The 16018-nt window shown below is 47.8% G+C and carries 13 protein-coding genes; 2 read left to right on the top strand and 11 right to left on the bottom strand.

Annotated elements, in window-relative coordinates:
• Positions 1-93: 93 nt before the first annotated feature.
• The 8 genes from ACYVFD_RS21720 to ACYVFD_RS21685 all read right to left on the bottom strand — a co-directional run bounded on the left by ACYVFD_RS21720 (position 94) and on the right by ACYVFD_RS21685 (position 6316).
• Positions 94-792 (bottom strand): hypothetical protein, encoded by a 699-nt coding sequence (locus ACYVFD_RS21720; RefSeq protein WP_461092601.1) that lies wholly within the window; start codon positions 790-792, stop codon positions 94-96.
• Positions 793-1074: 282 nt separating this feature from the next.
• Positions 1075-1362 (bottom strand): helix-turn-helix domain-containing protein, encoded by a 288-nt coding sequence (locus ACYVFD_RS21715; RefSeq protein WP_461092600.1) that lies wholly within the window; start codon positions 1360-1362, stop codon positions 1075-1077.
• A gap of 77 nt (positions 1363-1439) precedes the next feature.
• Positions 1440-2132 (bottom strand): hypothetical protein, encoded by a 693-nt coding sequence (locus ACYVFD_RS21710; protein WP_461092599.1) that lies wholly within the window; start codon positions 2130-2132, stop codon positions 1440-1442.
• 34 nt (positions 2133-2166) lie between these two features.
• Positions 2167-3516, bottom strand: coding sequence for a phage integrase SAM-like domain-containing protein (locus tag ACYVFD_RS21705; protein ID WP_461092598.1), 1350 nt, complete (start codon positions 3514-3516; stop codon positions 2167-2169).
• Positions 3517-3846: 330 nt separating this feature from the next.
• On the bottom strand, positions 3847-4326 hold the full coding sequence (locus ACYVFD_RS21700) for a response regulator (protein ID WP_461092597.1): 480 nt from the start codon (positions 4324-4326) through the stop codon (positions 3847-3849).
• A gap of 181 nt (positions 4327-4507) precedes the next feature.
• Positions 4508-4855 (bottom strand): LytR/AlgR family response regulator transcription factor, encoded by a 348-nt coding sequence (locus ACYVFD_RS21695; protein WP_461092596.1) that lies wholly within the window; start codon positions 4853-4855, stop codon positions 4508-4510.
• A 227-nt stretch (positions 4856-5082) separates the two neighbouring features.
• Positions 5083-5352 (bottom strand): hypothetical protein, encoded by a 270-nt coding sequence (locus tag ACYVFD_RS21690; RefSeq protein WP_461092595.1) that lies wholly within the window; start codon positions 5350-5352, stop codon positions 5083-5085.
• A 472-nt stretch (positions 5353-5824) separates the two neighbouring features.
• The gene (locus tag ACYVFD_RS21685; protein WP_461092594.1) at positions 5825-6316 is read right to left on the bottom strand and encodes a LytR/AlgR family response regulator transcription factor; all 492 of its coding nucleotides are present in this window, start codon (positions 6314-6316) and stop codon (positions 5825-5827) included.
• 645 nt (positions 6317-6961) lie between these two features.
• On the opposite strand from ACYVFD_RS21685, the gene ACYVFD_RS21680 reads away from it, so the two are divergent.
• Complete coding sequence (locus ACYVFD_RS21680) at positions 6962-11674, top strand: putative Ig domain-containing protein (protein ID WP_461092593.1); 4713 nt, start codon at positions 6962-6964, stop codon at positions 11672-11674.
• A gap of 55 nt (positions 11675-11729) precedes the next feature.
• Here ACYVFD_RS21680 and ACYVFD_RS21675 read toward each other — a convergent pair whose 3' ends face one another.
• Positions 11730-12374: a deoxynucleoside kinase gene (locus ACYVFD_RS21675; protein WP_461092592.1), complete on the bottom strand. Its 645-nt coding sequence runs from the start codon at positions 12372-12374 to the stop codon at positions 11730-11732.
• A 193-nt stretch (positions 12375-12567) separates the two neighbouring features.
• Here ACYVFD_RS21675 and trhO point away from each other — a divergent pair, with 193 nt between their 5' ends.
• Positions 12568-13539, top strand: a complete 972-nt coding sequence (gene trhO / locus ACYVFD_RS21670; protein WP_461092591.1) for an oxygen-dependent tRNA uridine(34) hydroxylase TrhO — start codon at positions 12568-12570, stop codon at positions 13537-13539.
• Positions 13540-13672: 133 nt separating this feature from the next.
• Here the strand turns inward: trhO and ACYVFD_RS21665 are convergent, their stop codons facing one another.
• Together ACYVFD_RS21665 and ACYVFD_RS21660 are read right to left on the bottom strand one after the other, a co-directional pair.
• Positions 13673-14872 carry a threonine synthase gene (locus tag ACYVFD_RS21665; RefSeq protein ID WP_461092590.1) on the bottom strand — a complete coding sequence of 400 codons (1200 nt, stop codon included), beginning with the start codon at positions 14870-14872 and terminating at the stop codon, positions 13673-13675.
• Between the two features lie 65 nt (positions 14873-14937).
• Positions 14938-15843 carry a LysR substrate-binding domain-containing protein gene (locus ACYVFD_RS21660; protein WP_461092589.1) on the bottom strand — a complete coding sequence of 302 codons (906 nt, stop codon included), beginning with the start codon at positions 15841-15843 and terminating at the stop codon, positions 14938-14940.
• Positions 15844-16018 lie beyond the last annotated feature (175 nt).

Raw genomic sequence — 16018 nt, 5'->3', positions numbered from 1 at the left:
CGTAGGTTAAGTCAGGAGTTAGTTTTAGACGGGGACTGTTAAGGCTTCGATAAGCCCGTTGTCCTAAGGGCGGTAGGATTCGTTTGGCTTGAGTCATGTTAGTTCGCGGAATGGTTTGTGGGGGGATGCAGCGGGTTGAGTGACGGCGAATAGGGGGACTTGGGAAGGATTCGCTGTTTTAGCCGGCAGATTAAATTCGCTTTCCCATACTCGGTGTTTTAAGTATCGCTCTGGGTCTTTTCGGTATTGGGCGTCTGGCTGGTAGGCAATGTATCGGGCAATGCCTTCGTAAGCTGCTTGTTGTTCTAAAACAGAAAGCTTATTCCATTCCTTGATGGCCGTGGGTTTGCTACCTGTTTTCTTACCGTAGTGATTCCAAAAAAGATCGAACTCACTGTGCGTATTAGATTTACCCGTTTTATCTGTTTTATTAGTTTTATTTGTGGACTGCTGCTGTACACCTGCTGTACAGTACTTGTTCAAAAATGAACAGCTAAAACGCACCTTTGTAGCCCCCGTCCAATCGTTCTTTCCCCACTGTAATACCTCAATAATCCCCCAATCCGACAAATCCATTATACAGGTTTTCAGGGTTGACGGCGAACCGATTAATGACATTTTCATAGTATATTCACGAGGTAGATCAACAACGTCCATCCCTACTCTATTACGTAATTCCGCAATCCAACAGTAAAGGCTTAGATGATGCGGCTTAGCCTTCATTTGCATTGCTTCGTTGTCACCGAGTTCACGGTAAAATGCTTTCGTTAACTCGTATCCAGTGCCGACCATTGATAATCCAGTTTAGGGAGTTCGATAGCTATAAAGCTTCCTGTACGCTTTGGGGCGCAAGAGAACGAAGCCAGGTTTGTAAACTCTGATCGTCAGTTATGACATGAGTTTCACAACCTCGCTCCTGTGGAATGATCTGTGTTTTCGGGTCTTCTTTAGGGCGAATGATTCGGCAAGAATGGTTGTTGACAATAGCGCGGACAACGAAACCAAAAGAAGTAGGACCCAACGCTATTACTTCACCGTTGGATGTTTTAATAGCTGAAGTAATTTGATGGAGGTTCATGCGTCCGGCCCTCCTTTCGTTTCGCGATTACCTTCATCCAACCATTGTAGAAGTTCGGAACGGCGAAACGTTAAACGATTACCGCGCTTTTTGTGTGGGATGAGCCGTTTTGATACAAGCGTATAAATACGGGCTTCACTAAGGCGCGTAATCTGTTTGGCTAATGTAATTCCTCCAACCTCATCGGGCGCATTGCTAGTCGCTGCGAGACGGGCAAGAATTTCTTGATTTTGCAGCCTAATTTCCGTCAATTGACGGTCGAACAATTCAAAGTAGTTTGTCATTGTACCATGTATTTTTTCTGGTACAATGTTCGGGCAACATAATTAATGGAACCGGTTCTGAACCGGTGTCAATATTTTTATCGTTGTTTGTTCTTGATTTTAACTAGCTCACTTTCAGCTATTTTTAAAGCTTCCCTAGATAGCAGAGGTTTAATTGTTTCAATATCACTTTCCAAGTCACGGCGAAGTAATCTATTACGTTCATCATCCATCAGATTGTATTTCTTTAACAATACCCTACCAGCGTTGGGATTGAGATGTTCATAGGCCTCTGCAACACTCTGACTATTGGTTTTTGTAACAGGTTTACCCTCATAAATCCTAATTAGGCAAATTTGGGCGTGACTCAAAGGTTCAGGTTTCAACGAAAAAGAATCTACACTATTTTTTTCTTTAGATTGTAAATCTGCTAGTAATCTATTTAAAGCCTTAATACGCTCTTTATTCCATATAAATACCATCGTCGTATTAGGGATATTTGCTACATATCTACGCTCCGTTTCATGTCTCCGCATATTTAGATTCATTTCCATCATTGTTTTCTGGGCACTTTTTATTTCAGCATCGATATACTCCAAAAATTTAGTTTCCGATAAAATATCCCTTTGCTGTCGCGCCTGGAAAACTATCTGTTTTTCAATCCCATCCATTATATATTGAGCAAGCCCACAACTTGCACATAACTCTTTTATATCGCCCCTGAATTCTTCTGTATCGCAAAATGGTTCGACATTAATAATTCGACATTCCCTTTTGAGATTTATAACCATAGCAGTCAATAGGTTTTTCTAAATTGATAGAATATTACAGCAAAGCGTCGAAAGCAGCATCAACCGTTTCAGTTGCAAATGAGTCAAGGTAAACGTTTGTAATCGCTTCGGTCTTATGGCCCATAGCTTCACTAATAACCGCAGTAGCTACGCCCGAACGTTTTAGACTAGTAGCAAAGGCATGACGGGCTACGTATGTAGTTAATGGTGTTTGAAGCCCAGCCCGTTCGCCCAATACCTTTAAATCGCCATTCACTTGCCCCATAATCTTCTTTAGCCGGTTGGTAATCGACTTAGGGTTGTTGTGAATCTTTGTGGTCAGTACGTCGAATATGAAATCATCAGGCCGGTTGTAGGTGTAGGGTCGGTACTGTTCAATAATAGCCATCGCTGGAGCTAGTACGCGAATGGAAAACTTACCGCCAGTTTTTTGCCGAACGTAGGTTAATCGCATATTCCCTTCAGCATCTTGGCTGAGGTTGCGCCAACGGAGTTGAACAAGATCAACAAAGTTTATACCGCCGACAAAGAAGCTAAATAGAAAGATGTTTTTAGCCCGTTGGAGCCGTTCAACCTCTGCATTGTTCTTTACCTCAGCGTAGGCTCCAACGTGCGTTCCTACGGGCTGAAATGCTTCAATTTTGCGTATATCCTCCCGGCTGATTGCCCGTTTCTGTGTAGAGGTATCAAACTTGCTTAGGCTAAACTTATATCGGTCGCTGGAAGATCGACTGAACGGGTAATTTTGGGCACTGGCTACACCTTCAGCTATGGCTTTGTTAACAATTGCCCGAAGCGTTCTAAAGCGATTGGAAAGGGACGTATCCGCGTTACCCTTTTCACGCATATACACTTCGAAATCGTTGCAAAACTTCACCGTTATATCGACAAAGCGAACGTCTTCGCGACCATATTCAGTCTTCACAAAATCGGCAAGCTGATTCCTGAGCGTTTGATACACGAGCATATTACCGAGTTGGCCAGCCCGTTTCATGTTGGCAATCAATTCGTCCGTGTATGACAATACGGTTGCTCTACGAAGTTCTTTACGGCTTTCTATGGTTTTACTGGCAACATCAGCCGCATCATGTACTTCATCAGCCCCCGCTAAGGCTTTGGCCGTTTGTGTATACTTTTGCTCCCATTCCCGTAATTTGTTTATAAGTTCATCACGGAACGGTTCAGGGTAGCCACGTCGAATCTCACTCTTTTGCTCGTTCCAGTATTTAGGATGCAGGCTTAAGCCTGTAGCGATATAGCGGCTTTTGCGATCTTTGGTTATACGGAGCCAAAACGGGTGAGAACCGTCTTTCAGCGTTTTGTCGGTTCGGTAGATTACCTTTACGGTAGCCCTCCCCTCTTTATGGTCGGTTGTTCTCGCCATTGTTGTTTTACCAAGCTTTTAGGTAAAGCATTAGGTAAAACAAATATAACAAATAACACTGTATCAATGATAGACGCCAACAAAATAAAAATACTTAACTCATTGATATTCAGCGAAAAAAATTATCAACAATAAACCATAAAGACATAATCTCTGCTGTCTTCACGGCATGGGAGTTCGAGTCTCCCCGTGGTCACATAACAAACTAAAATACAAGCACTTACAGTAATTTGTAAGTGCTTTTTAGTTTCCTGCGCAGGTACCGTAAACAGATCCACAAAAGCCTGCTACTTAAAATGGAATTACGGTTATCATAGTATATTGACTTTACTATCCGTATAGAACCGGTGGTATTGCCATCTGCTCCCTTAAGCGCAGGGTGTCGCGATAGCAAAGCTTAACTGCTTCAACAACCCGGTACAAACCACCTGGCCGGGTTGGTTTAATCATATACAGATGGATACCCTGCTGGTAGGCTTGCTGTTTAAGTTGTTCACTTACGCTGCTCGTAAGCATAATTACTGGCATATACGGCAATTCGCTCATATCTCCTAATAATTTCAGCGTATCCAGACCACTAAGCCCAGGCATGTGCAGATCGAGCAGGATGACAGTTACCTGATAATTATCAACAACAAATCCTTTTCTTTGTTGGCGTCGATACTCGGCCAGCCAGTCAATCAATTGCTGCCCGCTGGTCATTTCGTCAATGGCAATATCGGTTAAGCCATTGGCCAAAGCCCACCGAATGAGTTGGCGGTAGTCGTCATTATCATCAACAACTACAACCCGTAAGGATAGTGCATTCATAGCGTTATCTTCAACTACCATATAAACCCAATAAAACAAATTAAGTCCTATAAGGGGTATCAATAGGTATCTTAGTAAGGCTATGGTCCGATGGAGAAAGCGGACTAGCTTATTGCTGCTCTTTCAACCCTTAAGCCGATTGGAGGACGGTTATCGATACGTCTATTTTTGACTGAACGCATTACGATTTGGCAACCGTTGATGAGAAGGCGGCTAACGTTGGCCTGAGCCGACGAATCTGCCGACGAGATACCGTTAATTGCCGTTCGCGGGAGAGTTCAACAAACGGATTCGATTCATATCGAATTCGGTACGTAACGATATGGATGGGGTTGACCAGAATACCTTTGTGAATCCGCAAAAAAGTTGGTAACCGTTCCTCGAATCGTTTCAGCGTAATGGCTACCAGCATGGGCTTCTGGCCCATCATGTGTACCATGGTGTAATTACCCATCGCTTCCAGGTATTCGATAGTTTGTACGGGAACCGTACGTTTAGAGGTAAAATGAGGGAGTAGTAGCGTATCCATTAGTAAGAGGTTGTTTAAGGTTTGTGTCGTTGTTTCCGTAGACAAAAGTAAACACCCCCCACTCCAGCCAATCGCTAAGGTGTATGAACTGGTAAAAACAGCATCTGAAGTGTAATAAAATGAATGAATTCGACCATTTGCCAATGTAAATGCCGTTCAGAAACCCTGTATTCGATCAGGTGACTTCTAAACGGCATTACACCGAAGCGGTTCTATAGTTGCGGAGGTTAGCCGCCAACATGACCGCCCTGTAGTTTATACAATCCCCCGCCAATTAGGCCATTGGCAATGTCGATACCTTTATACAGGCCAGTACTTTTAACAAATCCACTTCCAATGAACCCGTCGGCTAAGCCATTCCGGCTAACCCCACTCCCTGGTACCTGGACTTTACTGGCTTTGCTGCGTTTGTTGCGAATAAACTTATAAATCCCAAAACCAGCCAGCAAGGAAGCCCCTATAGCAAGGCTAACCAGAGTGGTCACTTTTTTGTCCATGATTTTTTGAGGTTGTTTTCAGCAATAACCCACACCGGATTAAATAGTTTAGGGGATTCGGTGTTGAGGCCATGCTATAGGCCCTGTATTGGCTCTTGATGCATATTTTTTTAGTATTCGCCAATCCAACCGCTTATACGCATCGTAAATACGAAGTAAACTCATCAATGATTTTATAAAAAATGCCCGGCCACTATTGAGCCGGGTGTTTTTGTTACTGGTGAAACAAAATGCCTACACAACGAGTAAACTCAACTCTGACAAGATTATTAGAACAGAAAGCCTGAATCGGCATTGCCGTCAGGCTTTTTTTATGGCAAGAAGTGTTCGGCAAACAAGCTATCATACGCGCTATCGCGCTCATGTTGCTTAGTACCACCAGTTCCTACTCCCAATCGAAACCGCAGGTAAGCATACCATCCTTCTACCCAATCAACCCTGTTAAGGTAAGTCTCCCGCTTATAATTCTGAATTAATCACCGATCAGGATCGACGAAAGAAAGCTCTTGTCAGGCGGAAAGACAGTAAGTCTGGGTGCAATGGATGATTGAATGAGAGTGGTTTCCTGTTCAATCAGTTCGTTATCTCCTGCCCATTGACGACGCAAAAACGACCAGCGACGCCGTGAAATAGGCAAAGCGGCTCCATTGGTCAGATGCAATGTCGTCCCTGAATTACTTAATTCTATTTGCTCCATAAACCGCTGATTCACCACATAATGACGATGGGTACGGGTAAACCAGGCAGATGGCAATTTGGCTTCCATTCGCTTAAGGGTATATGGAATCAATATGGGCGATTCATTGACCCAGTGAAGCCAGGTGTAATTGGCTTCTCCCCGCAAATACATTAAGTCGGCAACAGCCCGCCACTTGGCTCCACTATCGCTTGTATAAACCCGTAAAGGAGGCCAGGTGAGTAACTCAGCAGGGTTACTGGCCGTTTGAGTAAAGTAGACAGTCATTCGATAGGCAAACCAGTTGAGTGTGTTATATCGGACATCAATGAATTATATCCGTGGTAGATTGTACCTATTGACTGAGCTGTGCAAGAATTACGCCAAAGGCCTAACTCTGCTTTTTATCTTTTAAAAGAACTATGTTTTGTTCGTATATGCCAAAATCAAGGCCCTTAGCAAGGTATGAGTCACTAAATCTGCTTTTCCTACACATGATCTCCATGCTGGCTTATCTCGTAAAAATACTCATACAACTTCTAAGCCAATCACCGTCAGGTATCGAAGGGTTGCTCCGCTCGCCCATACCAGCAGGAAGCTGACAGACAACCCGGATGTATCCATCTGGGCATTGACTATAGAGTCAATTAACCAAAGGCCAATTTGTCCTACAAAAACGTATTATATGTAAAATATGGCTATATATGGGCTTTATTGAATTAAATTTAGAGTTTTAACTATGAATCAGTTAGCAACAATAAGCGTACGGGTTTGCTGATTGCAATTAGTAAAACCACTGAGCTACATCATAATAAACCATTTTGATGTCATTCAATTTTGGCATAGGGCACCCGATCAAAACGGCATCAAGAAAAGGGAACATAAATTGTCCAGTAGCACCTTCACGTATCAAAGCCGATAAACGCATTAGTTATGGAAAAACCTATACGCACCTTAGTTAGAAGGCACACGCAGCAGTTCTTCACCCGATTACTGGTCATAGCGTTTTTGCCTGCTTTTCCTGTTCTTGCTCAGTATACTCCCGGTAATGTGGTAGTATTGCAGGCTGGCAACGGAAGTGGCACACTTGTCAATACGGGCAACCCCATTGTACTTCGAGAATTTTCACCGGCAGGAACAGCCAGCACAACCGTTACCGTTTCTTCGTCCGGTAGCGATCCGTTAATCATTAGTGGTAGTGCGGCTTCGGAAGGGCTGCTCACGCGTTCGGCCAATGGGAGTTTACTGGTGTTCGGTGGGTATGCTCAGGCGCTACCGAACGCAACCCAACTAGCAGGTGCATCGGCGGCTACCATCAATCGTGGTATTGGTACCGTCAACGCGGCAGGTACGTTCAGCCGGGTTGCTACCAGCAGTTCGTTTTATTCGGCGAATAACATCCGGGGAGCGGCATCTGATGGTGCTGCCAACTACTGGTCGGCTGGTGGCAATGATGGAACCGATTATTTTGGAACAGGCACAGCAGCCACCGTACAAAATGCGAAAGTCAACACACGAGCCGTAGCCATCTTTACTGGTAAACTTTATTTTTCTACGCAATCAGGTGCCGGATCGCCTACTACCTTAGGAATTTATCAGGTAGGTACCGGTCTACCTACCGAATCCGGGCAAACCATAACCAATACGATCAATACCGGTACTGGCTCTCAGGCAACTGGGTTTTTCTTTAATGCTGCCGGAACGATCTGCTACATTGCCGACGGCCGAACTATCAGCAACGGCGGAGGCATCCAGAAATGGATAGTTGATGGTAGTACCTGGTCGCTGGCCTATACATTCGGAACGGGTTCGGGCTCCACAACAGGCACGTTCGGCCTGACGGTCGATTTCTCGGGAACCGATCCCGTCATTTACGCCACCACGACCGAATCAACGGCGAATCGACTCATAAAAGTGACGGATACAGGTGCTGGTGCCGTTGTCTCAACCATTGCGACCGCTCCGGCCAACACCAGCTTCCGGGGGGTTGCCATGGCCCCCGTTACCCCCCAGCCTGATCTGACCATCGCGCTTACGGCACCAGCTTCGGCCACGCTTAACCAACCGTTCAATTATTCGCTGATTGTCAGTAACCAGGGCTTTGCCGATGCGGCAGGCATTACGGCTCAGTTTACCCTGCCGTTGTCGGCCAGTGCTACCTACAATTCAGCTATTGGGGCCAATGGATTTACGGCTAGTCAGTCAGGCGATCTCGTCACTTTTTCGGGTGGTTCACTCGCAGCCGGAAGCAGCACAACGCTTACCGTGACTATAACGCCGACGGTGAGTGGCAACCTGACAAGCGGTACAGCCCTGGTTGACCCTACCCATAGCATTACAGAGAGTAATGAAACCAACAACTCAGCCGTAGCCGTCATAACGATGATTGGTTCAGGCAACCAGCCTCCTACCCTTCCTTCTCTTACCAATCAAACCGGTATAGCGGCTGTGCCTTTTAGCGTTACCGCTCCTGCATTTACCGACCCGGAGAATGAATCGCTGACCTATATGATTACGGGCCTTCCGGCTGGTCTCTCGGCAGATAATGTTAGTCGGGTGATCAGCGGGACACCTACGACAACAGGGGTATCGACCGTAACGGTCGTGGCTACCGATCCGGCTTCTCTTTCTACATCAGGCACGTTCACTATCACGATCAATGCCAATCAGCCCCCTACAGCTCCCGTCATTGCCGACCAGATCGCTACGGTCAATACGGCGTTTAGCTTTACAGTACCAGCCTTTACCGACCCTGAAAATCAACAGATCACGTACCTCATCACAGGATTAAGTAATGGTCTGTCGGCCGATAATACTACGCGCATTATTAGTGGTACACCTACGGCTACGGGCGTGCAATCCGTGACGGTTGTAGCCACTGACCCTGCCAGTAACTCGGTCAGTACAACGTTTTCGCTATCCGTTAATGCGGCCCCTGTGGGTATCATTCGGATAACGGAGTATGCGTATAATGGCGCAGGAACAGCGAATGAATTTATCGAACTGACAAACATTGGCACGGCACCGATTGACCTGACTGGCTGGAGTTTCGACGACAATACCCGCGTGGCCGGTTCATTTTCCATCGGGGCATTCGGCCTGGTACAGCCGGGCGAGTCGGTCGTCATTGCCGAAGCATCTGCCGCTGCCTTTCGCACGGCCTGGTATCTGCCAGCGACGGTAAAGGTGATTGGCAGCAACAATCAGAACTTAGGTAATGGCGATGAAATCAATATTTATGATGCCACAAATACACTGGTTGATCGGCTCACCTACCCGAGTAGCAGTGCAGGAGGCAGCACAGTATTCACCAATGGATTCAGCGCCTGGACAAATCAGGAAAATCTCGGCACGAATAGCATTACCAGTTGGCGCCTGTCGGTTATCAATGATGCCCAGCATTCGTATGCGTCGGCAGATGGTAATGTCGGAAATCCAGGGGGGTATTTTAGCCCGATCAACCGCGTACTGGTGCGCATATCCGGCACTACGACAACGGTGGCCGAAGGGGGAGCCAGCGATACCTATACGGTAGCTCTGGCCAGCCAACCCACCGCCGATGTGCTGGTAACGATTACGCCGGGTTCGCAACTGACAACCAATGTAACAACGCTGACCTTTACTCCTGCCAATTTTAGCCTGACACAGACGGTAACGATTTCGGCTATCGACGATAATGTGGTGGAAGGTGTTCATTCTGCAACCATTACCCACGCAGCAACCAGTACCGACCCAGCCTATAATGGGCTAGTTGTGAACCCGGTGTCGGTTACCATTACCGATAATGATGTAGCAGTTGGTGTACCACCTACTATTGTTGTTGCCGCTACAACAACTGCTTATCTAAACGGATCAGCCATTAGTGGTGTTATCGATGACCCTACCGATCCTGCCCGTACGCTGGGCATTGACTTCACGCTGGACGACCCCGACACACCTGTTGCTAGCCTTACCCTAACAGCCAGTAGTAACAATGCCAGCGTCGTTTCCAATGCCAACCTGGCCCTGACTGGCAGCGGAGCCAGCCGAAATCTGAAAATTACCCCTACCGGTGTTGGCTACGCCACCATTATGGCGACAGTGTCGGATGGCAGTAGTATAGCATCGTATACCATTAGTTATGCGGCCTCAGCAGCTTCGACGGCTAGCAGCCGGTTTCATACAGGTACCAGCGATGCATCGACCGCTCAGGCTATCGACGCAACCTATATGCTGGTCGGCGACGATGACAACCAGGTGCTTCGGCTATACAATCGACACAACTCAGGCTTACCCATCGCTGGTTTCGACTATACTACTTCGCTGGGCTTAACTGATCTTTCGGGAGGTATACCTCGTCAGGTGAATATCGAAGCTTCGGTTCGTATCGGAAATCGTATCTATTGGTTAGGGTCGCACAACAACGCATCGAGCGGGGCTGCCCGACCCAATCGCAATCGGCTGTTTGCCACTGATATGTCGGGTAGTGGAGCTAGTACAGTCTTAAGCTATGTGGGCCGCTACGACGGGCTCAAAACCGATCTGATCAATTGGGATCTCAACAATATACATGGCCTGGGAGCGAATTACTTTGGATTGCAGGCCAGCGCTGCTGATGGAGTCGATCCCGAAGCGGCTGGAGGAGTAGGTTTTGGTCTGGAAGGGCTGACAGTGGCTCCCGATGGCACAACGGGTTACCTGGCTTTCCGAGCGCCTATAGAACCCACATCGAACCGAACCAAGGCACTGATTATACCGGTTACCAATTTCACCTCACTTGTCTCCGACAACCCAACGGCAGGCCCGGCTACCTTCGGTGCCCCTATTCTACTCGATCTCGGCGGACGCGGCATTCGGGAAATTAAAGGCAATGGCAATGGGCAGTACCTGATTGTGGCTGGCCCTTCGGGAAATGCGGGAGCCGATCCCAATGCCTTTAAACTGTTCACCTGGACGGGCAATCCGGCCGATCCGGCTCGTCAGTGTTCGGCAGATCTGAGCGGCCTGAGTGGTGGCGGAGGGAGCAGCATCGAATCAATTGTTGAATTACCAGCCACGTTGGATGCTACCAGTTCAATCCAGTTTCTGATGGACAATGGTAATCAGGTATACTATAGCGATGGTACGGCCGCAAAAGACCTGGCGCAGGCCAATTTCAAGAAATTTCGGAGCGATTTTGCAACGCTGGGCTCCATCCAAGCTCCTGATCTAAGCCCAACCGTACTTCTGCCACAGTCTAACTTTGGAATCACCAGCCCCGACAATGCGCGCGACTTCGTTGTAAACGTATTCGAATCGGGTGGATTGCCAACCTCAAGTGGCAGTGTCGTCATTACGATTACCGTTCCTGTCGGCTATTCGGTTTCGTTCAATACGGCGCTGACCAGCATCAATGTGACCGAGGGCACCAGTAACCCCGTAGCCGTTGACAATCCGAAATGGCATGTTATCAGTAATGTGGCCAATCAACAGATTTCCCTGACGATGAATACCGGACAGGTTATTGCCGCCAATGCAACAACCGCACTGGGTTTTACCATTACTCGTACTACCGCCAACTCAGGGAGTGTATCCAATATTACGGTGAATGTGAGCGACGATGCCACACAAACGTATGACGGAAACCCAGCCAACAATGTATACGCCCGGATCATTAGTGGATTATAGGTAAAACGAAAATGGTTCATAAACACCTTGAGTTTATCAAGGTGTTTATGAACCATCAGATCTGGGCTTCCAGGTGGGTGTTGATCAGATTGATCACTTCATCGAAGTCGGCTGGGCGAGCTACGTAATCCAGCCGGTCTACATCGAGCACCAACAAGGGGCCCAGTTGATACGATTCGGCAAATTCGTCATAGAGTTGATTCAAACTTCCGAGGTATTCGTCGCTAATGGCCTGTTCAAAATCGCGGCCCCGTTTCCGAATACGCTGGCGAAGTCGGGGCAAGCTGGCTTGCAGATAAATCATCAGATCGGGAGGACGAACCAGACTCGTCATATTTTCGAATACCTGCCGGTAGGTCAGGTAATCGCGCTCGGCCATCTCACCACGCTGGTAGAGGTTGCGGGCGAAAATGGCGGCATCTTCGTAAATGGTCCGATCCTGAATCATCACGCTCCGTTGGCCCGAAATGGATTCCGTGGCCTCCTGAAGATCCAGAATTCGTTTCATCTGCGAAAACCGGCTGTTCAGAAAAAAGATTTGCAGATTAAACGACCAACGCGGCATATCGGCATAGAAATCGGCCAGATAGGGATTGCCTTCCACCGCTTCATAAAGGACTTCCCAGCCAAATTGAGCAGCCAGCATTTCGGCCAGGGTTGTTTTCCCGGCCCCAATATTTCCGGTAATGGCGATGTGCATAGGAAAAAGCAGAAAGGAAGAAGGAGAAAAGGAGAAAGGAAATCGCTACTATACTTCCTGTATCTCCTTTTCCATTCTATAACGAACTTTCGTCTTTTGAGTTTAATTTTGTAGTTGAAAAGAGTTTGTTAAAAGAGCCCGATTTGCCCTGATGTATTCGCTCTTTCACTCATTCACTCTTTCGCTCTTTGTCATGAAACCGTATCGAGTGCTTTTATATTACATTTATTCACCCATTGAGAATCCAGAGCAATATCGGGAGGAGCACCATTTATTGTGTCTCAACCTCAACCTCTTGGGGCGGATCATCGTGGCTCCTGAGGGGCTCAATGGGACCGTGTCGGGCCTAACTGCCGATTGCGAAGCCTACATGAATACGCTTCGGGCCGACCCTCGGTTTGCTGGTATCGAATTTAAAGTCGATGAATCCGACGATCATACCTTTCAGAAACTACATGTTCGGGTAAAACCCGAAATTGTTCACTCCGACCTGCCCGTCGATCCGCTCCGGCAAACGGGTATTTACGTGGAGCCTGACGAATTCGTGGCCATCAAAAACGATCCCAATGTGGTGCTGGTCGATATGCGGTCCAACTATGAGCATTCGGTAGGTAAATTCAAAGGGGCCATCACGTTCGACATGGAGAACCTGCGCGAGCTACCCGAACACATTGCCGAAATTGAGCACCTGAAAGGTTCCGGCAAAAAAATCGTTACCTATTGCACGGGGGGCATCAAGTGCGAAAAAGCATCGGCTTACCTGCTGGCTCAGGGTTTTGAGAATGTGTATCAACTCCACGGCGGCATCATCAAATACGGAATGGAAGCCGGTGGCGAAGATTTCGACGGCGAGTGCTACGTGTTCGATAACCGGGTTACGGTGCCGGTCAACCACGTCAATCCGGCTGTCATCTCGACCTGCCACCGCTGTGGTACGTCCACCAGCCGGATGGTCAACTGCGCCAGCCCAGCCTGCAACAACCATTTTACGATGTGCGAAGCCTGTGGAGTTGAACATCAGGGCACCTGCTCCGACGACTGTAAGGCCGATCCGAACCTACGCGAATACGACGGCACCGGTTATTACGGCAAGGTAACCGATAGCTACTCACCCCTGCAAGGTTTCAAAAGCCGCCAGGGACAAGCGTTATCGGTTAATTTGTAGATTAGTTGATTGGTTGATTAGTTAACTCGTCAGTAGCTTTTGTACTAATTACATTGTAACCTAAGTTTTCTGTCATTCCTCCTTCGTCGGAATGACAGAAAACTTAGGTTGCACCAACTAACCAGCCAACCAATTAACCGGCCAACTTTCCCTTCAGGTTATCCAGATAGCTCTGGCCGGAGCCTGTATTCAGGAGCAATACCCGTTCGTGTGGTTGAATCCAGCCTTGTTGGAGTAGTTTCTTCGTAGCGGCCCATACGGCACCGCCTTCCGGGGCCGCAAAAATCCCTTCGTACCGGCAGAGTTCACGGACGCCCAACACCATTTCATCATCCGAAACAGCGATGGCGGTCCCTCCCGACTCCAGCAAGACATTCATAATCAATGGCTCACCGATTGGGCGGGGAACGGCTAGCCCATTGGCCAGGGTAGGACGACCTATGTATTGTTTACTATTCAGTTGCTTACCCTGCCAGGTGGCTACAATGGGGCAACACTGCTCGGCCTGTACCGCCACCATGCGGGGAAGTCTTACGTGTTTAGGCAACCACCCCAGCGATTCCATTTCATCAAACGCTTTCCAGATACCAATCAGGCCGGTCCCTCCACCTGTCGGATATACGATCACATCGGGCAGTTGCCATACCAATTGTTCAGCAATTTCAAACCCCATTGTTTTCTTGCCCTCCAGCCGATAGGGTTCCTTCAGCGTCGATACGTCGAAATACTTACCGTCCTGATTTAATTGCTGCACTTTAGCGGCACAATCGTTGATTAGCCCATCGACCTCTATCAGCCGAGCGTTATAGCCGATACAAACCTCCTTAAACGCATCGGGCGTATGGCGAGGCATCACCACAACAGCTTCCATACCGGCTCGCGCACAATAGGCTGCCATCGCTACTCCCGCATTGCCAGCCGTTGGAATGATACAGGCCTGTTCGCCGTTTTCTTTGGCTTTCGAGATAGCCATGCTTAGCCCCCGCGCCTTGAATGAACCGGTTGGATTTAGTCCTTCGTCTTTCAGCAGGAGGTGTTGCAGATTATAGTGGCTGGCCAGCCGGTCAAGTGCCAGCATCGGCGTAAATCCTTCGCCTAAACTTACCTGGTTTTCGGGTTGGATAACGGGCAGAAGCTCTTCATACCGCCAGAGTGATTTAGGTCGGGATGCCAAATCACCAGGCGATACACTGCCTACATCCAGCACATAGTCACATAGCAACGGGGCCTGGCAGCAGTGAGACACCGTCTGGCGAATGGCCGGGTCATGCGTCTTGCCGCAATGCGAGCAATGCAAATCGCCTAATAGCGATGATGTAACAGCTACGTTCATGGTTTTGATTTTTTCCGAAAAATCCCGGTTAACCACCCACGAAGCAAATACCGTTTTGAGATGAGTTATTCCCTTTTGGAATAATACTTAAGCGCAAACTGAATAAATCCGCTGACGAGCCGATTATTTTCGGTGCCTTTACGCTGAATAAAATAGAAGGTCCGCTGAAGCGTTAAATCCTGAATAGGCACTTCAACCAGTTCGCCAGCAGCCAGTTCTTTCATAATGGCCCGCTTCGGCAAAAACGCCAGACAGGTGTCGGCCAGTACAAAGTTTTTCAGGGCTTCGGTACCTCCTAACCGGATCAGGACACGCAGCGATGCTATGTTAATACCTTTTTTACTGAGTGCATCCTCGACAACAGCCAGCGTACCCGAACCGTTTTCACGCAGCGCGAGTGGAATAGTTGGCAAATCGGCCACGGTAAGTGTTCGGTCACGTAAAGGGCTCTTCGCTGAGCAAACCGCCAGTACATCGTCGGTCATGAACGGTGTATAGGTCAGGGTATTAATTCGAGTCATAGCCTCCACAATCCCCATATCAATATCATGCGCCAGCAGAGCGTTCTGAATATTGTTCGAATTGCGGTTCAGGACGTTGATCTGGATATTGGTATACCGTTTCAAATAGGCCGACAACACGGGCGGCAGCACATAGAGGCTGATAGTCGTGCTGGAGCCAACGGCTAGTTTGGTTGGCGGCAGAAAGTTTTCGTTGATCTGCTGAAGCTCCTGGTGCAATTCCTCCTGTAGTTGCCCGGCTTCCAGCAATTTAGCGTACAAGGTTTGCCCCGCCGGCGTTAAACTAATACTGGTACCATGCCGTTCAAACAGCCCGGTCTTATAAAAATATTCCAGCGATTTGATGTGTTTACTGATGGCCGACTGGCTCAAAAACAACGTCTGACTGGCTTTGGTAAAACTCAGCAGCCGGGCCACTTCCAGGAAAATTTTATGCCTTGACGATAGCATGGATTCTATTGCGAACAATCAACTACGAATTTCGGGTTATTCTTTGTATCCGAAACGATACTTGATTATTTAACGTGTCATTCGCTGGTATTTCAGCCAAAAGGTTGGTCGATTTCCGTAGTATTGCAGCAGAAATGTCGATAGTCAATAGTCGCCAGCCGATAGTCTGTAGTCG

Source organism: Spirosoma gilvum, from assembly GCF_054776815.1.
Note: the sequence above shows the minus strand (reverse complement) of the source record. Positions and strands in the feature narration are given on the sequence as shown.